This is a genomic window from Candidatus Epulonipiscium viviparus (assembly GCF_030708075.1).
Taxonomy (GTDB): Bacteria; Bacillota; Clostridia; order Lachnospirales; family Cellulosilyticaceae; genus Epulonipiscioides; species Epulonipiscioides viviparus.
Map to the genome: position 1 here is coordinate 2,866,070 of NZ_CP117982.1, position 24,050 is coordinate 2,890,119.

At 39.1% G+C, this 24,050-nt stretch carries 21 protein-coding genes; 3 read left to right on the top strand and 18 right to left on the bottom strand.

The features are described 5' to 3' along the window. Positions 1 to 151 precede the first annotated feature (151 nt). The gene (locus tag PCY70_RS12265; protein ID WP_305767553.1) at positions 152 to 1,885 is read left to right on the top strand and encodes an ATP-dependent metallopeptidase FtsH/Yme1/Tma family protein; all 1,734 of its coding nucleotides are present in this window, start codon (positions 152 to 154) and stop codon (positions 1,883 to 1,885) included. A 48-nt stretch (positions 1,886 to 1,933) separates the two neighbouring features. On the opposite strand, the gene PCY70_RS12270 is transcribed toward PCY70_RS12265, so the two are convergent. From PCY70_RS12270 to PCY70_RS12305, 8 genes are all read right to left on the bottom strand, one after another. Then, a complete protein-coding gene (locus PCY70_RS12270; protein ID WP_305767554.1) occupies positions 1,934 to 2,521 on the bottom strand; it encodes a class II aldolase/adducin family protein in 588 nt (195 codons plus the stop codon). Positions 2,522 to 2,533: 12 nt separating this feature from the next. After that, positions 2,534 to 4,561, bottom strand: a complete 2,028-nt coding sequence (gene otnK / locus PCY70_RS12275) for a 3-oxo-tetronate kinase (protein WP_305767555.1) — start codon at positions 4,559 to 4,561, stop codon at positions 2,534 to 2,536. Between the two features lie 16 nt (positions 4,562 to 4,577). Then, entirely contained in the window at positions 4,578 to 5,462 is an 885-nt protein-coding gene (locus PCY70_RS12280) for an NAD(P)-binding domain-containing protein (protein WP_305767556.1), read from the bottom strand. A gap of 24 nt (positions 5,463 to 5,486) precedes the next feature. Then, positions 5,487 to 6,743: a GntP family permease gene (locus PCY70_RS12285; protein ID WP_305767557.1), complete on the bottom strand. Its 1,257-nt coding sequence runs from the start codon at positions 6,741 to 6,743 to the stop codon at positions 5,487 to 5,489. Positions 6,744 to 6,928: 185 nt separating this feature from the next. Continuing rightward, on the bottom strand, positions 6,929 to 7,693 hold the full coding sequence (locus tag PCY70_RS12290) for a restriction endonuclease (protein WP_305767558.1): 765 nt from the start codon (positions 7,691 to 7,693) through the stop codon (positions 6,929 to 6,931). 71 nt (positions 7,694 to 7,764) lie between these two features. Further along, the gene (locus tag PCY70_RS12295; RefSeq protein ID WP_305767559.1) at positions 7,765 to 9,252 is read right to left on the bottom strand and encodes a cell envelope integrity TolA family protein; all 1,488 of its coding nucleotides are present in this window, start codon (positions 9,250 to 9,252) and stop codon (positions 7,765 to 7,767) included. Positions 9,253 to 9,396: 144 nt separating this feature from the next. Then, complete coding sequence (locus PCY70_RS12300; RefSeq protein ID WP_305767561.1) at positions 9,397 to 10,254, bottom strand: hypothetical protein; 858 nt, start codon at positions 10,252 to 10,254, stop codon at positions 9,397 to 9,399. Between the two features lie 127 nt (positions 10,255 to 10,381). Then, positions 10,382 to 11,779, bottom strand: coding sequence for an ABC transporter substrate-binding protein (locus tag PCY70_RS12305; protein ID WP_305767562.1), 1,398 nt, complete (start codon positions 11,777 to 11,779; stop codon positions 10,382 to 10,384). 219 nt (positions 11,780 to 11,998) lie between these two features. Here PCY70_RS12305 and PCY70_RS12310 point away from each other — a divergent pair, with 219 nt between their 5' ends. Beyond that, a complete protein-coding gene (locus PCY70_RS12310; protein ID WP_305767563.1) occupies positions 11,999 to 12,997 on the top strand; it encodes an acyltransferase in 999 nt (332 codons plus the stop codon). 99 nt (positions 12,998 to 13,096) lie between these two features. After that, complete coding sequence (gene rpsT, locus PCY70_RS12315) at positions 13,097 to 13,360, top strand: 30S ribosomal protein S20 (protein ID WP_305767564.1); 264 nt, start codon at positions 13,097 to 13,099, stop codon at positions 13,358 to 13,360. A gap of 41 nt (positions 13,361 to 13,401) precedes the next feature. Here rpsT and PCY70_RS12320 read toward each other — a convergent pair whose 3' ends face one another. The 10 genes from PCY70_RS12320 to PCY70_RS12365 form a co-directional block, all read right to left on the bottom strand. Continuing rightward, positions 13,402 to 13,728, bottom strand: coding sequence for a DUF1622 domain-containing protein (locus PCY70_RS12320; protein ID WP_323132692.1), 327 nt, complete (start codon positions 13,726 to 13,728; stop codon positions 13,402 to 13,404). 172 nt (positions 13,729 to 13,900) lie between these two features. Then, the gene (locus PCY70_RS12325; protein WP_010169165.1) at positions 13,901 to 14,209 is read right to left on the bottom strand and encodes a DUF1540 domain-containing protein; all 309 of its coding nucleotides are present in this window, start codon (positions 14,207 to 14,209) and stop codon (positions 13,901 to 13,903) included. A gap of 168 nt (positions 14,210 to 14,377) precedes the next feature. Next, a complete protein-coding gene (locus PCY70_RS12330) occupies positions 14,378 to 15,118 on the bottom strand; it encodes a ZIP family metal transporter (protein ID WP_305767565.1) in 741 nt (246 codons plus the stop codon). A gap of 52 nt (positions 15,119 to 15,170) precedes the next feature. Beyond that, positions 15,171 to 16,319 (bottom strand): CapA family protein, encoded by a 1,149-nt coding sequence (locus PCY70_RS12335; RefSeq protein WP_305767566.1) that lies wholly within the window; start codon positions 16,317 to 16,319, stop codon positions 15,171 to 15,173. Positions 16,320 to 16,458: 139 nt separating this feature from the next. After that, complete coding sequence (locus PCY70_RS12340; RefSeq protein WP_305767567.1) at positions 16,459 to 17,913, bottom strand: sulfatase family protein; 1,455 nt, start codon at positions 17,911 to 17,913, stop codon at positions 16,459 to 16,461. 18 nt (positions 17,914 to 17,931) lie between these two features. After that, the gene (locus tag PCY70_RS12345) at positions 17,932 to 19,296 is read right to left on the bottom strand and encodes a sulfatase family protein (RefSeq protein WP_305767568.1); all 1,365 of its coding nucleotides are present in this window, start codon (positions 19,294 to 19,296) and stop codon (positions 17,932 to 17,934) included. A 6-nt stretch (positions 19,297 to 19,302) separates the two neighbouring features. Then, positions 19,303 to 21,393, bottom strand: coding sequence for a beta-galactosidase (locus PCY70_RS12350; protein WP_305767569.1), 2,091 nt, complete (start codon positions 21,391 to 21,393; stop codon positions 19,303 to 19,305). 31 nt (positions 21,394 to 21,424) lie between these two features. Then, positions 21,425 to 22,462: a tRNA (adenosine(37)-N6)-threonylcarbamoyltransferase complex transferase subunit TsaD gene (tsaD, locus tag PCY70_RS12355; RefSeq protein WP_305767570.1), complete on the bottom strand. Its 1,038-nt coding sequence runs from the start codon at positions 22,460 to 22,462 to the stop codon at positions 21,425 to 21,427. Between the two features lie 15 nt (positions 22,463 to 22,477). Then, the gene (locus PCY70_RS12360; RefSeq protein ID WP_305767571.1) at positions 22,478 to 23,062 is read right to left on the bottom strand and encodes a DUF6715 family protein; all 585 of its coding nucleotides are present in this window, start codon (positions 23,060 to 23,062) and stop codon (positions 22,478 to 22,480) included. 30 nt (positions 23,063 to 23,092) lie between these two features. Beyond that, positions 23,093 to 24,001, bottom strand: coding sequence for a ribonuclease Z (locus PCY70_RS12365; RefSeq protein ID WP_305767572.1), 909 nt, complete (start codon positions 23,999 to 24,001; stop codon positions 23,093 to 23,095). Between the last annotated feature and the right edge of the window lie 49 nt (positions 24,002 to 24,050).

The following is a 24,050-nucleotide window of genomic DNA, read 5'->3' on the forward strand; positions in this document are numbered from 1 at the left end:
AAAAAAATGTAAAGATTGCTTCCAATAAGATCCTAATGCAAAGGCGGTATACCTATGCTATAATATGCGTCGTTACAAAAAAATATAAAATATATTACACGAAATATTTTTTTATTACAATATACTGCTTGATAAACTAAAGGAGGGAAATATGTCTAGAATGAAGAAAAATCACAAAAAGGCTCTCTGCTTCGGTTTTATTATAATTTTAACGATAGCCACTATTGTTGCATTGAGCCAAACCCAAGTCGATAATTTAGTTTCATATCAAACTTTTATCAATGCAATCGAAAATGAAAACGTTACTGATGTTCAATTAAGCGACAGTGAGTATATAAAATTTAATATAAAAACTGAGGATCTAACATACAAAACTGAAAACCCTCGAACAACAGACTTTAAAGAAATGCTTCTATTAAATGGAATATCAGTCAAAGAATCAGCCCCGGCGACAATCGTTCAATATTTATTTAGTTCTGCCATTATATTAGGCGCGTCTATCACAATATTTCGTCATGCAAAAGCCGGTGGCGGAAAACAATCTGGATTTCGTACCACAAAAGTCGAGACTGCCAATCTCAAAATGGACTTTTCTAATATCGCAGGCAACGTTGAAGCAAAAGAACAGGTTCAAGATATCGTTGACTTTATCAAAGCTCCCCACAAATATGCAGATATGGGCGCAACGATGCCTAAAGGACTCATTTTCTATGGCCCCCCAGGAACTGGAAAAACAATGATGGCAAAGGCACTCGCAAAAGAAGCTAATGTACCCTTTTTTTCTGTGAGCGGATCTGATTTTATGCAAATGTATGTAGGCGTTGGTGCAAGTCGTATTAGAGAATTGTTTAGAGAAGCGAAGAAGAGCGAAAAGGCTGTTATCTTTATCGACGAAATAGACGCAATAGGGAAAACGCGATCCAACACTCCGGGTGGCAGTGGCTCTGACGAAAAGGATCAAACTCTCAATGCACTGCTTACAGAAATGTCAGGATTTAATTCTGCGTCAGGAATCGTGGTCATTGCCGCGACAAATAGATTAGACATTTTGGATGAAGCGCTCCTAAGGCCAGGTCGTTTTGATAGACATATCCAAATAGGTTATCCAGATCAAGAGGCGCGAAAGCATATTTTATCGCTATACCTACAAAACAAGCCAATAGATGCGAGTGTAAACGTCGAAAAAATTAGTGAAGAAACTCTCTATTTCACAGGCGCTATGCTAGAGAATTTTGTAAACGAGGCAGCCATAATGGCGGTCAAAGAAAACGTAGCGGCCATCACGGCAACACACTTCGATAAAGCATTTTACACCGTCATTGCAGGTAGCGAAAAGAAAGATCGAAGTATGATCTCGTTCAAAGATAAGCAAATTACGGCATATCACGAGGCAGGACATGCCCTGGTCACCAAAATCGTGGCACCAGAGAATAAAGTAAGCCGCGTAACCATAATTCCTAGTACAAAAGGAGCGGGTGGTTTTAGCATGAACATTGCAAAAGAAAAAATGTACCAAACTAAGCAAGAGATCATTGCAAATATAAAAATTGCACTAGCCGGTCGTGTTGCAGAAGAAATTATCTTTGGGAGAGATTTTGTAACCACTGGGGCATCAAACGATATAGAAAAGGCTACCAAATATATAAAGGATTATATTACCAAATATGGAATGGACGAGACGTTTGGAATGGTCAATACGGATCTTTTCGGAGACAGTGTAAAAGACGAGGTATTGTTATTAACCAAAAATCTTATGAAAGAAATCTATAGCGAAACAGTTGCATTAATGATAGATAATCGTGGCGATCTCGAAAAACTGGCCAATGCGCTTATCAAAAAAGAGACCCTAAACCACGATGATATAGAGGCGCTTCTCGCCAGCTAAAAAAAGGCAAGCCGCCGTTTTAATTAGCAACCTTGCCTTTGTAGTCTACTATTTACATTCATTAAAATGAAGTTTATTTGTTATTTCATACGCTACTCTTGCGCTTTCTTCCAATTCTTCTAAAGCAAAAAAGGCATCCATCAAACTTTTCGCTCCCACAAGTGGGCCATGATTCGCCAATAAAAATCCGTCGCTTTTATCAATAGCAGATTTAAAATGTTCAAAGAGTTCTGCAGATCCCGGCGATGCATAAGGTATTAATCCGATTGTGCCCAATTTCATTTTTAAATACGGGGTATATTTTGGCATACAATCTACCGTGTTTTGATGCGATGCGCAAGACCATAAAGTACTATAAATACTATGAGTGTGAATCACTGCCTGAATTTTTTCTGACTTATTATAGTAGATTAGATGTAAAGGCAGTTCCTTGCTTGCGGCAATGCCGTCAAGGTGCGTACCGTTCAAATCGACTATCGCAAACTGAGATTGATCTAACGTACCAAACGATGTTCCGCTCCCTGTTATATATATCTTGTCTCCGTCTTTAAAGCTTAAGTTAGCAGAAGACCCCGTCGCTTTCCCTCTATTAAATAAACTCTGGGCTATCCAAACTGCTTGCTCCAATTTATTCATAGCAACTCCCTCTTATCCTCTTGTCATATTCAATGCTCTGGTGAAAAAATCTACTTGGCCAAAATTACCCGATTTTAATACAATTTTTAAATCTGTATTTTGCGTAGGAGACATAATAGGCACTCCGGGAGCAATGCTCTCGCCAATTACAAAACTTTGATATGCTAAGGCTTTTGTAACCGCACTAGAGGTTTCGCCGCCTGCAATAATGATGCGCTTATACCTGTCTTCAACTGCTTTGACTGCAATCTCTGCGGTTAATTTTTCCAATTTTTCGGATATTGCGTCTCTACCTAATTTTTGAGCGTTTAACACATTTTCTGTATTGTCAGAGCTATAAATTAAAACTTCTTTGTCACCGTTATCTGATACAAATTTCCACACATCATCTACAGTAATTTCATTATTGAACACCTTTACAGGATCCACTTTATAGCTAACGGCACCCTTTTTCTTATAATCTTCAATTTGTTCTAGAGTAGCTTGCGAACAGCTTCCTGCTAATACAATTCCTTTGCCGGCGGTTTTCGAATTGATCATCGTTGCCGTACTATTTTGGATATATTTTCGTGATAAAGCGGCCAAAATTCCAGACCCTCCCGAAAGGACAAAGTCATCGCCAAATACTTCTGCTACCTTCGTGGCGTTATCTTCATTAACATAATCTGGCACCACATAAAAGTGCTCTTTATCCGCTCCGAATGCTTCTACCATAGCCTTAATTTCTGCAGCTGGTTTTTGCAATGTAGCATAATTTAAATTGAGAGTTTGGTACTTGCCTTGTGGAGAAATGAGGTCTTCGATTTTTGATGCCCACATTGGCGTTAACGGGTGATGCTTCATATGAGTCTGAGCCAAAGGTATATCGTCAATATATAAAACGCCATCTTTTACAGTGCGTTTATTTACTGGAAGCGCTGGCGAGATTATCGAATGCTTCGCATTAAATTCTTCTAGTACACTGTCTAATACGGGACCTATGTTTCCGGTTTTGGTGGAATCAAAAGTTGAGCAATACTTAAAATATAGATGCGCTGCCCCCTGTTCCTTTAGCCATCTAAAAGCTGCCAAACTGTCTGATACCGCATCGGATGTCTTTTGAGTGCGACTCTTTAACGCAACAACGATCGCATCGCAATCTGTTTCAAAATCTCCAGCTGGTATTCCATCTATCAAAATAGTTTTTAATCCACCTGCCATCAAAAATGAAGCCGCATCGCTTGCGCCGGTAAAGTCATCTGCGACACAACCAATTTTAATTGTCCTCCCATTTTCTAATTTGTTGATCAAAGCCTTTGTACGCTCAAGTCCTTGTGCGATATCGCCATCAAATGCTTCGGTTGATACGACGCCAGTATATCCATAATTTTTTAATACCGAGAAAACTTCTGCATAAAAATCGTATAATGCTTCTGAAGGATATCGTCTTTGAGTGCCCACTCGCTCTGCTATATGCACATGAACCACCTCATCTAGCACATTTTGCAGTTCGGCGATGGATTCTTGTTCCATGTGCATGTGATAAATGTCGTAGACTATTTTGACATTGTCCATCCCGATATCCTTAACTAAGGCGAGCGCTTCTGATAGCTTTAGGCCAAACAAGCTTTCGGTCTTGTTCAGAGACTCCCACATAACATTAATATTATAGGGTTTAGCCTCTTCTGCAAATATCTTTACAAACCGCTTGGCGTTATCCCATTCGTTATCCAAATCATAATCGTCAGACCAAACGCGAGATTTTGGCGAACCAATTCCAATTGCCTTAATGTTTAATTTGGCTCCCCTTGCGCATAACAGCCGTGCGTAATCGCGAGTTTTTTTGTCGTCAACATCTGGACCAATAATAGCAATTGTTGGCGGAAGCGCAGCATTAAATCCGATGCACTTAATGGCACCATTTTCTATAGTCGTGCAAACCGTCGCAAAATCTTCGTCCGACATGGCGGCGATCTGATTTCCTGCAAGCTCTATATAGTCAAACCCCTTCTCAACAACCAGCTGATAATTATCTATTGAAGTGCAACATCCCAATTTCATATCCATTCCTCCAAATTTAGTTTACTTTTTTTACTTCTACTTGTGCTAGCTTTTCAAAATATTGAACAATGCCACCGTGGTCATCGCCCATATGGCCGTCAACTTTTAATGCTTGTAATATTTCGAATAGTTGCGCTGTGTATGGAACAGGTACATCGATTTGATGAGCTGTGTCTAATACATTTTTGATATCCTTGTGATTAATAGAAATTTTTCCGCCTGGTTTAAAATTGCGTTCAACTATCATCGGAATTTTAGCATCTAATACTACGCTGCCTGCCAAGCCGCCCCTTATCGCTTCATACACTTTTAGCGGATCTGCACCAGCTTTGGTAGCCAGAACAAAGGCTTCCGATACTATAGCGATGGTGTTGTTTACGATAATTTGATTCGCAAGCTTGGTAACATTTCCACTTCCGCTTGCTCCCACCAGTAATGCGGACTTGCCCATAATATTATAGTATGGCATCAGCTCGTTAAAATCGTGTACATCACCGCCAGCCATAAACGCTAATGTTGCGCCAATGGCCCCTGGTTCTCCTCCGCTAACAGGTGCATCGACAAATCCCACACCGATTTCTTTTAGTTTGGCATATATTTCTTTCGATTCAGTTGGAGTAATAGAACTTAGATCGCAAACAATGGTTCCAGTTTTTAGATTATCAAACAAGCCCTCAAATATTACTTGCTTTACTATAGCACCATTTGGTAAAATCAAGAAAATTCTCTCGCATTCAACTGCAATTTGTTTTAATGTAGCACCAATTCCACCTGCTGCAACTACCTCATTTACAGCAGCCTGATTAATGTCATATACATACGTTTCGCAATTGCCTTTAATAAGGTTTAGAGCCATAGGTTTGCCCATAATTCCTAATCCAATAAATCCAACTTTATTCATAACAAATCTCTCCTTTTTTAGATACTATAGAATAATGCCATATAAAATTGTGGCCGCGACAGTGATCCCAGCTCCGATCACAAAATCATACGGTAAAAGTTTTAGCCTGTCAGCAACAGACATATTCACTGCTCCGGCTGAAGCATGGAAAAACGAACCTTGAGGTAATGTGTCTAATACGATTGTTCCAGCATGTAGCATTACCGCACCATATAGAGGCGCAATAACCGTTGAAATAGTGGCACCAAATGTCGACGATGCAATTGCCGCGCCTGCAGACGAAGATGCCGTCACTGCGCCCATCAATGTACCAGATATCGGAGCTAATAAAAATTCAGGCAGGTTCATCAAGTCTAGTAAATATACCAAATCATATTGTAACGCAGAGTGTTTAATAATTCCCGCTATAGTTCCGGTTCCAATTAACAATATAGCCACGGGCATCATTTTTTGAAGACCAAACGACATATATTCTCGAGCCTGTTTGGATCGCCTCATACAAACCATTCCGACTAACCCGCCAATTGGTAACGCAACAAGTGGATCCACAGTAATGCCAAAAACGGGGCGTAACACTAGCAAAGCTATAACTACTATCGGACCTGAAATCGAGGCCAAAATAGACGGAAGCTCCAGTATTACTTCATCATTTTCTTGCTGATTGCCTATAATTGGAAATTTTTTATGTAGAAATTTGCACACGAGTATAGTAAATAGTATCCCAAATATAGCAGGTATAAACCCAGCCATCATCAACGAAAATAATTCCACTCCAAAATTCTCTGCAGTGGCGATAGTATTTGGATTTGGTGAAATAACCATCCCGGCTTTCTCGCCTCCGACCATCGCAGCCAACAAAGTGATTTTAGAATAATTGAGTTTGTTACCTAACGCAATTGCAATGGGAGCCACAGTAATAACGGCAACATCACCAAAAACTCCAATGCCTGTTAAAATCATTGTTGAAAGCATAATTCCCAATAGCGCGCGTTTTTCTCCCATCAAGTCAATTATTTTTTCGGCAATTTTTATGGCTGCCCCCGATTTAATTAATGTTCCGGCCAACACTCCCGAAGCTATAATGCGTACTACAGCAGACATAATATCTTGCGCACCGCCAATCATAACATTTACTGTTTCGATAAGAGATGCCCCACCAACCAAACCGCCGATTAATGCTCCGACCATCATGCCATATGCAGGTTCATATCTTCGAACAATAAGAACGATGGCTATGATCAGCCCGATTAATGCACCTGCTGTTGTAATCTGTAAGTCCATAAACACACTCCTTTCTGGTGGTATAATTCATTGTTTCCTATTTTTACCATGTCATTGTACCCCCCCCCCGGTTGTCAAGTATTTTGCGAATAATTTTTTAATTTTATTTTTGAGGCACCATTTTGTATAAAAAGACAACAAAAAAGCAGCTGCCTTTCGACAACCGCTTCAAATAACAAAATTAATTACATATATTGAGCCACCATGCTGCGTAACTCCTCGCGTGCTATCAACCGCACATTGCACTGAGCTCCCATCTTAATGGCAGCGCGGGTAAAATAAGAGGTGGTTATAACCATGGCATCTTGAGTCTTATAAAAAGCTCGCGCAGCTATAACCTCTTGAACAGCCTTATTGCCAGTCGACCCCGTATAATGTTTCACCTGAACAGCAATCTTCTTTTGACCCTTGATAGCTATTACATCGGCCCCGAAATCACCCCTTGATGGAGTGGCATAACTTTTGCTATACCCCATCTTGATAAATAAATCGCATATAAACTTTTCGAATTCAAATGGATCCATAGCATCTATCATTCTCATAGTATACTTTTTTTGATAGCGCGTAGACTCTCTGGCATTTTCGCCAAAGCATTCTTTTAGGATCACCCCGATTATGGCACCTATTATGGCGGCTATAACCAAATATTTTCCGTATTGAATATCAAAACGTTCGTATACAATGCATCCAGCGATGCATAATATGATGGATAGAATATCAGCAAGTCTAATTGCTATCCTGCTCACAGAATTTATAGGATAAAGTATATAGCTTTCGGATCCCACACCCAAAATTTCCATTATAACCACCGCCACAATGGACGCAACGATAGCCGATATGATCAAATACCTGTTATCATCAAAGCCCAAATCATATACTATCAACCCTACAGCAAATAACATTATTAGCGATACATTAATCGCTTTGGCTATTGCCTCTTTGTCATACATAACACATCTTCCTTTTCGTAGTAATTTATTATGTTGTAGTATACAATATATTGTCAAATAATGCTAGGAAGTTATCGATTATTGAAAAAATCAGACATTTCTTCGTATAAATGTGTCTGTTTAATGCTATGCCTCATATCCTGCATGCTGTTTTTAACGCTACGCTTCATGGTGTTGAGTATATATTTGGCGTCAGCTGCCATATTATGAAAAGTATTTCTTTTGTATTTGGAATATTTTCGCTTTTCGGCAGCTCGGCGCTCTAGCTCGGCCTTTAGCTCAGCATCGCGTTTGGCCTGTTCTTCTTTGGCAGTAGCAAATAGTTTTTCTTCCTCTTCTCTAGCTTTTGCGATCTGCTTATTTAGCTCAGCTCGAATTTCGGCATCTCGAATTGCTTTGAGTCTGTTTTCCTCGGCAGCTATTTTTTCGCGTTCGGCTGCTCTTTTCTTTCGTTCCATTTCTCGTATTGCTCGCTCAGAAGCTTTTCGTTCTTGATTTAGTTTCCTTTCAGCATCTTTTATTTCTTGCTTTATTCTATTTGCTGTAGTCTTTATTTCGTGTTCTTCTTTTCTTTTTTGTTGCTTTGATTTGGCTAATATGTCACGTTGTTCTTTTTCTATTTTTGCGGCGGCGATACGTCTTTCTCGTTCGACGCTTTCGGCCATTTTTTGGTCTTGCTTCGCATTGGCGATTGCCTGATATTGGGCTCTTCTATGTTTAGCTTTTTGATATATAGCATTTAAATATATGCAACAGTGTATAAATAATTGGATACTAAAAGTAGTCGCTAAATATGCTAGAAGTAACATAAGCGTTATAATTACCCACAATGCCCAAAATGATAAACCTGTATTCTGTTCGGGGTACCATATAAAAGTTACTATAAATGCTATACTTGTACAGGAAAATATTGTAAAATTCAAACATTTAATATAAGCGCTATAGGTTTTAAACGAATATTTGCGGTGTAATAAACACAGTACTTGTATTGTGTATACTAGTCCAAATGACGCCAGTAAGTCAATATCTACCAAAAAGCTTATAACCCAGGCAATAAGAAAAGAAGGAATGATCATTATTAATAAATGAAATATAGTTTTTATTATTATAGCAAAAGTACTTTGAAATGGCCTTTCTACACAAACAATCACGACCGTCGTTATAACTGCCGCTATTATCATTACTGCCAAGATCAGTGTGACAATCAACACGCCTATGGTAGCGGCAAACAATATTATATTCAAGTTGGATATGATAAATTGTGAGTTGTGCGATATCATCGTTATCATTTCATGCATCAATGAACCGCGTAGTAACCATCTAACTTTATAAAAAAAATCATCTAGATCAGGGAATAACCAAGTATCTATATGTATAACTCCAATTAATGCTGCTATAAAATATGTAAGCACAATTAATATATTTAACAAAAATATAAACCATATCCAAAATTTAAATGCAGCTTTTATAGATACGTCTGTTAAGACCACGATAGGTATCGAGATTAATAACAATCCCACCAAGATCAAAATTAACGCAACAATAAATGTTTCACTCATAAACTTCCTCCTTATATCCTACACTTATCTTTTATTGATGTAGCTCGTCTATATTTTATCGCATATGCTATAGCCGTGTCAATATTTCCCATCAAAAATTAAGCATCAAAAAAGCGATTACTATTGCAATCGCCTCATCAATATCTATTTTCTGGCTTTAAAATACTTATTATGTAGCCGTCTTATATGCATTCCTTTGAAAATATATCTAACAACGAGATTAGTAGCCAAGTATGCTATCATCAACCAAAAGGTTATCCACACAAGCGATGTCAAAAATGATACACTGAAATACGTAATAGAATTTAACATAAACGTAACTATAAACGCGACACTCACGCACGCAAACATTGTAAACCCCAAAAACTTAATATAATCTGAATAATAACGCACAAATTTATTCCTATATATTAAAAGCAAAACTCTTGTTGTGAGCACTAGCCAAAACAGTGTCGAAAGGTCGATCTCAACAAATAGACACAAAAACCAAGCTATAATAAGAGCTGAAAAGCCCATCCTGCAGACGAAAAATACGCCTGTGCATATTGATTTTATATACCGAGATGATCTTTCGGTCCAAATGGCTCTTATCACAGTGGCAAAGGCGACCATAGTCATCACAATCAAACTCAAAAAGATGATCAAACTTAGAATAGTTGCAACCATCCATATTGAACCAAAATTATCTATTATAAATTCGCGATTTGCTGCTACTATAATTTCGAACTCATACATAAGCGAGTTATCAAACAATACTCTTAGATCATATGAAAAATCTCGTATCCAGTCGAATATCCGATAATCAGTATACCAATACATAAGCTCTATCGATGCAAGCATAAAATATGTTAGTAAAATTAGCATATTGAATAAAAATATAAACGATATCCAAAATTTAAACGCATCTTTTGCAGATACGTCTGTTAAGATCACGACAGGTATCGAAACTAACAATAATCCCACTATGATCACAATTAACGTAACAATAAATGTTTCACTCATAAACTTCCTCCTTATGACTTACCTTTTACTGATATAACTTGTCTATATTATATCACAATGTATAAAAAATGTAAATATTTCCCACTAAAAAAGCGACTGCTATCACAACAGCCGCGCATCATCAAATTTATTTTACTATAGTTTCGCCATTTGCTTTTGCCACAGCAGCGTCTATCGTTCCAGCAAAGCTTTCTACTGCCTCCATCACTGTCGCTCCCTTATACATCATGGCCTGTGTCAATGGATTTGTTCCCGCACCAGATAGCAGTTCGCGATAGTCCATTACCATATTGCCCGGCTCTTTCGCATATGCAAGAGTTTGGTCCACCGACTCGGCATCTCGATAGCGTTTATACTCTGCTAACATCCAGTCATCTTCATCGTCATAACCAGGTGCTTGCGATGCCCACATGTCCATAGCAAAGGCAATATTTTCGGCCTCTTCTTTTGTATATGTGCTTGGAATCATCCAAACTTCCGCATTTCCTCCGGCATAATATTTGTCTGCATCTGGTCCTTTGGGAAATAACAATAGTCCATAGTCATCTTCCATATCTTGGAAGAAGGATACCTTGTTACTATCGCCATAATAAAACGCAACGCCGCCAGTTATAAACATTTCATCAGACCCATCCCAGTGCGCAGTGTGTGTATCAAAGTCTTTCTTCAAAAATTGATCGGCCCATTCAAGCGCCGCAATTACCTCTGGTTCAAATATATCGTTGTGTAACTTTCCGTTTTCATCTTTGGAGACCATTCGCGAACCATTGGATATAACTGCGGCAGTGTAGAGTAATCCTGTTGTTTCGATAGCATACGTATCAGAAATTCCGTCGTTATCTTTATCGCGAGTTACTTGATTCGCCACCTCCTCAAATTTTTCCCATGTCCATTCACCATTTGCTTGCCATTCGTATAGTTGCTCCGATTCTATTCCGGCTTCGGCTAACAGTCTCTTATTGAAGAATAGGAAATTTCTGGGAGTTTGATCTGGCAATACACCATAAATACTATCCCCAACGGTTGTTACATCCTTTGCGATATCGTCCCATTTCCAATGATCTAAATCTATCGAATCTAGAGTTGTAAGGTCATAAACTAAGCCATTGTCTATAGCGGGCCTTGCAAAGGCAGATGCGAGATGAAATATTTCAGCTGCAGGATCGCCGGCCAAAGTTGATGTTGACAATAGCTCTAAAGTGGTGTTCCACTTGCCCATAATAATTTCTTCGAATTGAAAATTATTGTTCTCCATTACTTCATGGCGAAATTCCCATAGTGCTTCTTCCTGAGCAGACCGTTTAACCTCGGGTTCTGTCTGTTCAAACCATGATGCAATAGTATAAGTTTTGCCACCCAAGTCTCGATAGACTGGCTCGGCATCTGCTGCTGCGGCTGTTGCTGCGGTTGTTGCTGCAGATGTAGGAGTCGTTTCAGTAACTGGTACGGTGGCTTCTTCAGCGCATCCAGCCAAGGCAAATGCTATTAGTCCTAGTAATATAGCATGTTTAAATTTGTTACTCATAAAATCCCTCCATGTGTTTTATTTTTGTAAGCAATCAATGTTTATGTACATACTTTATAAGTAAACTGTTATTTTTGGTATTTAATTGGTATTTTTAATAATTATATAGCAATTTAGAAAAATGTCAATAGGAGTATTGCTATTTTGATAATTGCTTTCTTAGAATGGTTGAAATATAATTAGAGGGCGTACTATTTTTTGAAGGGAGTGTTTGCGATTATGCAAGAAAGAATCAGGTATTTTGATATTTTAAGAATTATTGCGATAGAGTTTGTGATATGGTTGCATTGTATGTCTGGTTTTATAATTTCAACGTCTATTTATGGGAGCCGTTCTTGGGATGCTTTTATCGTTATCAATGAGATAGTTAGAGCAGGAGTGCCATTATTTTTGATGCTGAGCGGATATTTGGCATTAAATTCGTCGCTAGATATGAAAACATTTTATAAAAAACGCTTTGTGCGCATTCTGATGCCGTTAATTAGCTGGAACGTTATATATTTTGTCTGGAGCATGTTTGGGGGAAGAGAGAGCTCTTTTTTTGTAGCGCTGTTTAATGAAGGTCAATATTATCATATGTGGTTTGTGTATATGCTGCTGGGAATGTATTTTGTCGCACCATTTTTAAAAATAATAATAAATCATATAAGTCTAAAGCAGGTGCTTCTCTTATTTATAATAATTATCTTTCCGCAAACCATTATTCCGTTTATAAATGCTATAACAGGACTTAATCTGTATGTCGCTTACCCTGTCTTTGAAAATTACTTGGGATATTTTGTATTAGGATATATACTGGGAAAATTTGAGATTCCTATACAATATAGAATGGCCATATATGCGGCGGGGGTGCTGGGTGCTGGGTTTGCAATAGTCGGAAACTGTGCAGCCTCTTCGGTAGAGGGAATAAATTTGGTTTATAATGGAGGGTATAGTTTTAATCATTACTTAGTGGCCGGAGCGATATTTACATTTGTTAAATATCTGCCTATTACGTATTCTGTCAGGGCAAAAAAGTGTTTGCGTGGATGGTCAGATATTATATTTGGGGTATATTTTATTCATGTAATTATATTAGAAATATTAAGTAACTTTTTATATTTGGAGCTTTCTCCTATAAAGATTGTTGCGATATATTTTTGCTTAACTTCTATCATCTCAACAGCGATTATTGCGGTATTATCCAGAATAACTTTTTTGCGCAAATTGTTGATTTAATGGTTGACTTTTAATACGCTTGGCCTTATAATGTGTAAATGTTGACTCTATTCCCCCAAAAACCGTGTCTAATTAAAATTATGAATGGAGACCACTAAAATGGCAAATATTAAATCAGCAAAAAAACGTATTAAAGTTATCGAAACTAAAACAGCAAGAAATAAAGCAATTAAATCTGCAGTAAAAACTTATGCTAAAAAAGTGATTGCTTCTGTGAATGCTGGCGAAAAAGATACTGCTGATGCAAACCTAAAAGTAGCAGTAAAGGCTATCGACAAAGCCTGTGCAAAAGGAGTATATCACAAAAACACAGCTTCACGCAAAAAGTCTACACTTGCGACTTTAGTTAATAATATGGCTTAATAAAAAAAAGGCACACTTCAAATTGGAGTGTGCTTATTTTTTTACATTTTTTGATGCGCTTCGTTTTCTTCTTTTAGATTTCTCAATTCTTGCGTATTAGAGGCAACATCCACTTCGTCTTTCATTTCTGCTCGTATTACAAAAGTCATAACAAGTCTAAGTAATACAATAGCTCCCAACATAATTATCTCATCTATATTTCGGACAATTACCGTTTTTAAAATTTCTGCTGCCAGCTTAAATTCTAGTGCCATCGCCATTGCGTTTGCAAAGTGATATTTTAATGCGTATGGATCAACAATAAAGAGTCCCTTAAAATAGTGGTAAAATGCTTTGACCGCACCTATTATAAGAATAAAAATGCCCATGATTTCCAAAATATGGATAAAAAATGGAACAATTGTTTCAATAATATGTTCTAAGATAACGATTCCTCCTATCTTGTCCAATTTAATATGTACAAAAGGTACATAACAACATTTTGCTATATACCCTTTAATTTGTCAAGTTCTTTTTAAACAAAATAAGTGCTTGCTCAAATTAAATTTCACAAAAGCTAGAGCACTCTGTTCCAACACAACTAGTAGCGTTCATTCCTGAAACAGACATAAAATCTGATCCACATTGACCGCCCGAATTATGCACACAATTAGTCGCCTCACACCTAACCTCAAGCACTGGATTTGCATTAGCTGCGCTATTCATGATGCCAAACCCTTCCACAAAATCGCCGCATGAAGTGTTTTCAGCACAATTAGCGCCTGCCCCATCGATCTCAATTGCACTTAATGAACAACAAGAATCTGCATTGTGTTGGCAATTGGATACGCTACAATATAGTCTTGGCATTAAAAGACCCCCTTTAGTAAATTTATAGTTTTTCTATTACTTCATATAGCTAGGCTATTGAAATAAAACAAATAAACTAACTAAATTTATTTTCGTGATACAAGTATATTATTCCACGTATTCTTGAATTTATAAGGGTTAATAAAAATTTAATAGAGGATATTTTTACTAAAAGTTTACCAATAAATATCCAGTTAACACTCCTATAATAGTTGCAACACTAGTCATTCGCCCGTTCCAAATATGTTTGGATTCGGGAAGTAAGTCTTCGCAGATAATATATAAAATAATGCCAGAGGCGAGCCCAAGCGATAACACTATTAAAACGTCATTTGTACGACTAAAAATATATCCCAATATGGCTCCGGCACCCATAACTAATCCAAGAACAATAGGGAGCATACACAAGAAAGATGTCTTTACCCCAGCTTTTTTGAGAGGAAACATCACGGCTATAGTTTCAGGAATGCTATGTAAGAATATGGCTATTGCAAAATTTACGATCGTTTCTTGAGATGTGATGCTAAGCGATCCAAATGCAAAGCCTTCGGGTATGTTATGAATAGCAATGCCAATTAGAAGAGAAATCCCAGTTTGAAACATCTTGGCATCCTGTATTTGCGCTATATCCAATTTTTGATTGATATAATGCGTAATGGATTGTAGAGATAAACCCAAAAATACTCCCACAAAAGTTCCCCCTGCAACTAAATAAAAATTGCCTTGCTCAAAGGCTTCGGGAAGTATATCAAAAAAAATCATAGCAAGCATTATGCCTGCTGTTGAGCCAAATAACATTCCTATTAAACGTTTATTCTCTATATTAAATAAGTATAATAAAAGAATGCCTAGCCCAACTCCTAGCGCCTCTGCCGTAAATACCATCTGAAAGGCTACTAACAGTCCCATATTTAATCACCACCTTATTGTGTATTCTATGAAAGCTTGTCCCATTCTATGCCTATTCCGTTGTCAAAAATTTATCACTGATATTGTTATTTACGATATTTTGCAAGACTTCTTTGGAAAAGTAGTGCCCATTGATTTTTAGATTGTGGTTTCTAGCTAGGTCATCGGTATAGGTCGAAAGCGGGTATACTGTAATATTTTGGTAATATGGTACGTAGTGAGTGACGATGGGTATCGCGGTTACCTCTTGTAGATCTATGCTTCCGGTAGCTCCATTTTTTATAATATTCATAGCAACTAGCTGTCCGAGCATTGTGTTAACTTGATTTTGAGCCGAAATAAAGTTGCCCAGCGAATAAACTACAAAAGCGTTTCCTCCGTCTGGTTTTTCGATAAATTCCATTGGCTGAATTACGTGCGGATGCGTGCCAAGGATAATTTCGGCACCGGCTTCGACCCACTCAGAGGCAAGATCCCTTTGTGATTTTGTAGGTGAATGCGTTCCCTCGTTTCCCCAATGTGCAGAAACAATGACCACATCTGATGCGTCATTTGCGGCTTGGATAAGCGCATTTATTTTGTCTGTTTCATGTGTATATAAAAGTTGAGCCGTATGGTCGGCAGGCAATGCTAGGCCGTTGGTATGATCTGTCACGCCAATAAATGAAAACACGATATCGTTAATGGTCATAGTTTTTATAGTTTGTAGGTCGGCTTCGTCATAATAGGCCCCATAGGCAAAGGCGTTTCTGCTTTTCCAAAAGTCTAATGTATCGATAAGCCCGGCTTCTCCTTTGTCGAGTATGTGGTTGTTGGCGTGTGAAAATGCATTAAAACCCAGCTCTAACATTTTGTCACCCAGCTCTGGTGGAGAATTAAAAAGCGGATAATCAGAAGGAGATTGATTTGCTAGTGGAGTTTCTTGGTTTAATATTGCCAGATCGTAGCCTGCAATGGTGGTCGCGATATGTTCGTATGCTTGCGTAAAGTCATATGTTTCGTAGTTGCCATTGACCAAAGCTGCTTTGTAGATAGAGCTATGTATCAAATTATCTCCAGCTGCAATCAATGATACTACCGAGTTTGGTGAGTATTGTATAATTTCGATATCCTGTGTGATGGAGTTGTTATTTGCAAAAGTATAATATCCCAGGATTGAGATACCGATGGCAAAAGTAATAGTTATAAGTTTTTTGTACATAAAAATCCTCCGAGTCAAATAATTTGAATTAGTGTTACCCTGAAGATAGAAATATATACCAATTTTAAATTATTGCCATATATTACCGATTATAAATTAAAAATACAGCCCCATAGAATTTGGGACTGCATCTGGTAAATTAATTTTCTACTTTATGAGGGTATACTCGAGTCCAACCATGATGATTGAATGGGTTACTAAATGTTCTCGATCTATCCATCAACTTTTCTTTGGCCATATTATCTATGTTTCCGGCAGAGATGGCGGCAAAAACTCGTCTGTCCAGCTCGCTTCTCATTTCTTTTGCAAGTTCCGCGTAGTTTGCATCTTCTAATAAGTTATTTTGCTCGAGTTTATCTGCTGCAACGTCAAAGAGCTCTTGAACCCCGTTATAATATGCGCAATACTTATACTGATTGTCGAGTAGCATCCAGCCTTGGTCGATACATCCAAATACTGCCGCTCGCGTGGTCGGTCCAAATGGCGCTAGCGTTGTAGTATCTAGTGTATCGGCTGGGTTGAGTCCTGCGAAGTGTAAAATCGTATTAAACGTATCGGTTAAAGAAACCGGATGCTCAACTTCTGCCGGCGCAGTAGCAGGGTCGCGAACAATCATCGGAATTTTGATTGCTCCTTCATAGAAGTGCCCCTTGCCCGCCATTCCAAAGTCACCCAAATAATCGCCGTGGTCTGATGAGAAAATAATTACGGTATCATCATATATATTTTTTTCTTTGAGCTTTGAAATAATTTCGCCCAAATATTCATCGATGGCTTGAATTAGGGCACTGTAATGAAGGCGGACTTTATGCGCCTTTTCTGCAGTAAAGTTGGTTAAATCTACTCCGTTCCATCCCAATGAATTGTCACTGATATTTCGAGGTCTAAAAGTATCGGAAGTTTTGGTTCTAGGTGCAGGTTGAGGGATATCGGCATCTGGCATCTTATCCATCATCTCTTGCGACGGATCATACGGGCAGTGCGGTCCAGGAAATCCCACCATCATAGCAAACGGAATTTCTTCATCATTCAGCATATCCAAATACTCAAGAGTTTGATTACAAACAAATCGATCGATCTGCATTTCCTCGGGCAAATAGCTAATCACGGCCCCTAGGTGTTCATAATATCCTTCGCAAGCCGAGCCATGAAGTCTCTTGTAGCCGTGCTTTTGTAAAAACAAAGTATAATCGTCTTGAATACCCGTATGCCTTTTATCTTCTGCGATAATGCGGTGTTGAAAGCCTTCGCTGATGTCCCAAGGATAAAAATGCATTTTGCCTATAGAGACAGTGTGATATCCTTCTTCGGCTAAAATTTGAGGCCAAGTAAATACTCCCATGGCGCTGTGATCGGGACGCAACCACTGGGCGTTGTTTATAACACGATTTTCTATGGCAGATCTCCCAGTTAGTAATGACGCGCGAGCTGGAACGCATGCCGCAGATGGGGTAACGGCATTTTTATATAACACTCCCTCGCTTGCCAGTTTATCGATGTTTGGGGTTTTTAACCAACGTGCACCATAGCAGCCGCAAAAATCCGCCCTTTGTTGATCGGTCAAAATAAATAAAATGTTCTTGCGCTTTTTCATTATATAACCTCCAAATGATTAATTGTTATTCTTGCCGCGATTTAAAGTAATATCAGGAAGATCAAAGGTATCTCCTGTGTCGACAATATATTTTTGCAGTAGCGAGTGTAGTTTTTCTTTAATCACTTGCGACGTGCTGTCGTGACATAGATTCGCCATCTCATATGGATCATCGTTCAAATTAAATAGCATAACGTCTTGATGAGGATAGCATACGTATTTGTAGCCATCTCTGGTTACCACGGCTCTCCACGCTTTGTTGGCAGTGTGAGCATGATACTTTCTTGGGATCTGCTGCAAATACGCAGAATCGGGAATAGCCCCTTGTAATTCGTGATATTCTGGCTGGTTCTTTTGTATGCATAGCGGAGAATAGTCAAATCCTACCATGTTTTGTGGTGGCGTAATTCCGCAAAGCCCCAGCGTGGTTGGTGCTATATCGATATGATTTATAACGGCGTCGCGGATGCCAGATTGCATATGATAATTGGTTCCAACGCGGCACACGATAAACGGAATGCGGATCGCCTCTTCCCACGGGCTAGATTTGCTCCATTGCCCATGCGAATTTAGGCAATCACCGTGATCAGACATAAATATAATATACGTCTCGCGATCGATATTCATCTGCTTGAGTGCCATTCGAAGTTTGCCGACGTTAGTATCGATGTTTTCGATCATTGAATAATATCCTGCAAGATCCATTCGCGCTTCATCTGACCAGCGGCCCGGTGGTACATTGGGTCTAAGTTTTATGTCTGCTGGATTGTGATAATAAATTTTGCCTTCGCCTGTATATAGCGGCGGCACATAGGGGTCGTGCGGTGGCTGAACAGAGAGTACCGCAAAGAATGGTTGATAGCTATCTTGCGACGTGTGCTGTTGAAGATGCTTTATAAATATATTCGTGAGGGCATCGGTTTCGTAGCCATCGAGCCGAGTTGGTCTTTCGCAATCGTTGCCAAATACATAGCTCTCATTTTGGTTATTGTTATTTTCGTAGCCCATAAAATAATCAAAGCCACCGCGGCGCTCAGGGGGAATATAGTGAGTTACTGAATTGGAGCCATCGAGATGCCATTTGCCAACGTAGGCAGTGTGATATCCGGCAGTCCTAAATGGTGCAGTGATTGTTGCAGTGGCGGGATCGAGAGCCTTTGGGGTTTGGGTAACTCCATTTTGATGCGGATACAACCCGGTTAGGAGCGCACCACGAAACGGGCAACACCAGGGCGTTCCCGCAACGGCATTAACGAATGCAACTCCCTCTCTTGCCATATTATCGAGATTGGGTGTGCGTACGTTTGCGTCACCCATAAATCCCATAGCGCTTGCTCTCATTTGGTCTGTCAATACCCATATTACATTTGGTTTGTTGTTCATAAAATGTTACCTCACTCTATAAATATTTTCGATTTTAACCTGGCACAACTCGCAACCGTATGCTACTGGCACGTCAAAGTACCGCGTGTTTCGAGGTGCCGATTTATAGACACGCACGGTAAGCTCTCTCGGAAAATTAAAGCGCTTGAGAGTGATAGAATAGTCTTGGCCATTCGTAAAATAGTCACCAATAAGTTTTTTGTTGTCGTAGACTTCGATTTTGTCGCCAATAAACTTAAGCGTCATCAATATATCTGCAACATATGAAACATTGAGCTTATGAAGATCTAGTCTATATATTTTGACATCGCCTTGCTGTTCGATAAAATTCACAGAGTATTCGTTTTCCACTCCGTTAACATTATAGGTCTCCAAATACCGAATGCCACTAGCGTTGTAATAAGCGTATTGACCAAAGGGATTTTTACTTTCGATGCATAGCTGATTGCTCCGGCTATAGAGAATGTCTTCGCTGATATATAGCATATTGTTAAACTTCCAAGCATATAGCGCTTCTGCCGAATTGAGCGTCGTGATTTTGGCTGTTCCTTCCATATTATATATAGGCTCATCATCTGCATAGAAGAAGTATCGGTTACCAATCTTAGTTAAAAATTGGGCATTGGTGCTTATTAGCCTGGCATCGCCAAGAGGTAAATTGAACGGAATTATCTTCATCTCATGGTTCATAACTCGTATTGGTGGAATTACTATTTCCTTATCATTAACATGAATGGTAAATTCTTCTATATGCATTGGCATGTTGCGCTTTCGAACATGGTTGTTGATAAATAAAAATCCGGCTCCACTGGTTTTGTCATATCTAACGCAATACCTAAGTGATTCAGTATCGGTGTTGACCGTTGCGTTATCATCTGGAAAAGTGGGTACCGACATTGCCAAAAATTCTCCCAGCTCATTAATCATCAGATGCCTTTTCTTGAGTGCGTGATAACTGTGTCGTAACATGTTGTCTTCGCCGATGGGTGCGCCAAAGTCGTAACTTTTTGTAGGATAAGTGTTTGACATAACGCCTTTTCGAGCGACGCTGTTTGTAAATGATAAATTGCCAGTAGGATGCGTCCCACCATGAAATATATAATATCCCAACATATTTGCACCGCGCCCTAGCATGCAAACGGAAAGAGCTTCGGTATCATCTGGCTCACACAAAATTCTACGATGCAATGATGGTTGCATGCCTCCTCCCAACTCCGCAGTTAAATATGGCGTGGGGATCAGCTTTGCATACTCAGAACGCAACCAAGCTTGGGTCTCTGACGTGTTGGTTGTATATATATCCGAATTTCGCTCATCTGCAAACAAAAATCTCGAAAGTGGATCTAGCTCTACCAACAAAGGGCTCCAAGGCGCATCGCAATACGCGCCAAACACCGGCAAGGCATCTTGCTCATGAAATAGCGCACCGTTCCAAGCTGTATAAAAATAAAACGGAACTTTATATCCAATATTTACCAGAGTTTGCTTGAGATTTTTCATATAAGAAACCCCGTTTTCGAGATTGTGAGCGCGGTGAATTGAGTATTCATTATCTAGCTGGATACCTATAATGCTGCCACCATCGACCCAAAATTCATTCTTAATCTGCTTATAAAATTCTTCGAAATATAGCCTAACTCGTTTCATAAACTCTGGGCTGTCGCCATGAATTTTGCCATGAACATCTGGCAGATCCAAAACCCAGTCCGGAAACCCTCCATTGCGACACTCACCCGTAATCCAAGGCCCCATTCGCAATATCAGCTTAAGCCCAAACCTGGTACATAGCTCGGCAAACTTTCGAATATCGCAATTGTCATCAAATTTGTATACGTCCTTTTCTTCTTCATGATGAATCCAAAATACATACGAACTAATTATTTCGACGCCACAAGCTCGTATTTTGCGTAATTCTTTGTCCCAATCAGTTTTGCTAAACCTAGAATATTGAAACTCTCCAGAAATGGGCAGCCAGGGTTTGCCGTCCTTTGTCATGCATTGGCTGTTAATCCCCAGTGTCTCACCATAAATGGATGTTCCCGAAAATGGAAGCGGCTGTATCTCGTTTGTATTGTCTTCGATATAAATATGTCTCATAGATCCCTCCAATTATATATTCAAAATTAGATTAAATGTTATTGTGGAGCGCGGAAAATCCAGTAGCAGGCTTGGCACCAACAACCAAATTCGGCGTCGCATTCAAACTCATATTAGAGCGGACTCCGGCAATATAGCTATAATAAGCAGCAGAGCCCACCATTGCAGCGTTATCAGTACATAGCGAAAGGCTTGGATAGTATAGATTGATATTGTTAGCAGTAGCCTGTGAGCGCATATTGGAGCGCAACGAAGAATTGGCGGCAACTCCTCCAGCTAATACTATTGTTTTTATATTATTTGCAATTGCGTATTTTATAGTTTTGTGAGTTAGGATATCGACTACACTTTTTTGAAAGCTGGCAGCGACGTTGGCGGCGTTGATCTCATGCTCCTTCATCTTTTCGCCGTTTACATAATTTAATACTGCAGATTTAATTCCGCTAAAACTAAAATCGTATCCATCGTTTAGCATTGCCTTAGGAAATTTGATACTATCGGCATCTCCCGTGGCGGCAAGGCGATCTATTTTTGGACCCCCAGGGTATTGCAATCCCAATGTGCGGGCAACTTTGTCATATGCCTCTCCAACAGCATCATCTTTGGTTTTGCCAACAATCTCAAATGTTGTATAAGTTTTAACGTTTATGAGGTGTGTATGTCCACCAGATACTACAAGACATAAGAAAGGCGGCTTGAGGTCGTGGTGCTCCAAATAATTTGCGGCAATATGCCCCTCGATATGGTGAACTCCAACGAGTGGTTTTTGAGTAGCAAAAGCGAGTCCTTTGGCAAATGCTACCCCAACTAATAATGCTCCCACAAGACCAGGACCGTACGTTACCGCTATTGCATCGATGGTCTCTAGGCTGGCATGGTTTAATGCTTCTTGCACACAGGCGTTAATCTTTTCTATGTGCATCCTGGAGGCTATTTCGGGAACAACACCTCCAAAAATTTTATGTTTTTCTATTTGCGAGTCAATTACATTTGCAATAGTTTCGCGTCCATTTTTTACTATTGAAACCGCGGTTTCGTCACACGAAGTTTCAATTGCTAATATTTGCATTACAAAATTCCTTTCTTACGCTTGGTTTTCTAAAGTATCGGATCCTAACGCATCGGAGGCGCTAAATTGTTCTACTCCTACATCTTTAAAACTAAAAATTTTCCATTGATCGTTTTCTTTTACTACATAATATTCGCGTGTGATTTTAAAATTAGTCATAGTGTGTGTCATAATGATAGTCATTTCGTCGGTATTTTCAAGATATTCTACTCTCGCAATAGAAGATTGGAGCAAAAAATTAGCCTGTTCACGTTGGTTCTCGACATCGGCAACTAAGTTGATCACCTGCTTATTGGCATCGTTTAACAACAAAAGCTCGGATGAGTATAGCGTACGCATCATTTCTACGAGCGCAACAATGTCTTCGGTGTCTGCATGCTCCGAATATGCTAGCTGCAGCAAATCGCTGTAACTCGTAACAACATCCTCTGGCGTGCTAGGATAACCCGCTTCCATTTGAGTTGTGAAATCAACAAGGTTTTGGTCAAAGTTTTTTTGCGCAATGTTAGTCAGGTTGTTTGTGGTAGGTAAGTTTTTTGTATATATAAAGTAGGAAGCAATTACGGTGACTCCTATAACAATACCTATAAATTTTCTCATAGCTAAATTCCCCCTAATTCTCTGTTTGGATTAATCTTCATAAGTTAGAGTACATGTTTTTCTATCTACACCTAATTGAGTATGTTCAAAGATGGCTGTTGCCGGCGCAACGTTTAGCGACGATGTAGGAACTGCTGGACTATAATGCGTAAGCCAAAGATTTTTTACTCGCGCCTCCTTTGCCATTTGGGCAGCTTCTACTCCTAGCATATGCTTATATTTTTTTACCTGTTCCAAATCCGGATAATCCATATACATACTCTCACATACGAATAAATCAGATTCGGCAACAGCGCTAACAATTTTGTCGCTCGGTCTGCTATCAGTAACATAGCTTACCTTAAACCCTTTTCGAGGTGGCCCAAGAACCATATCAGGTGTATATGTTTTTCCATCCATTTGAACGCTTTCGCCAAGTTGGAGATACCGCCAAGCTGGTTGTGGAACTTTATTAAACTCCGCTTTGTCTAGCATAAATTTTGCAGGGCGCTTGATTTCTATGCTATACCCAAGGCAAGGAATTTTGTGGTTAAGCGGAATAGTGGTAATAAAGAACTCTCCTATTTCTATTGTATTGGTTGCTATTTCAGTTTCTAATATTTTAAGTTTAAACGGCAAATCGGTGCATATTATTAATAGCCCATTTAAAATTCGATGAAGCCCCGGCGGCCCTATAATGGTAAGTGGCTCGGTGCGAACAGAGTTTGCCATGGCCATTATGACTCCTGCTATGCCGTTTATGTGATCTCCGTGATAATGTGTAATGCATATAATATCTATCGATTTAAATCCCCACCCTACTATTTTCATTGTAACTTGAGTACCTTCGCCGCAATCAATTAGTACTTTTTTTCCTCCGTATCTAATTAATAGCGCTGTCAAGTACCTATCTGGCAACGGAGCCATACCGCTCGTACCCAGTAAACATATATCTAACATTATTTTATCCTTTCATAAAAAAAATTATCTCAGTATATTATATACCTTA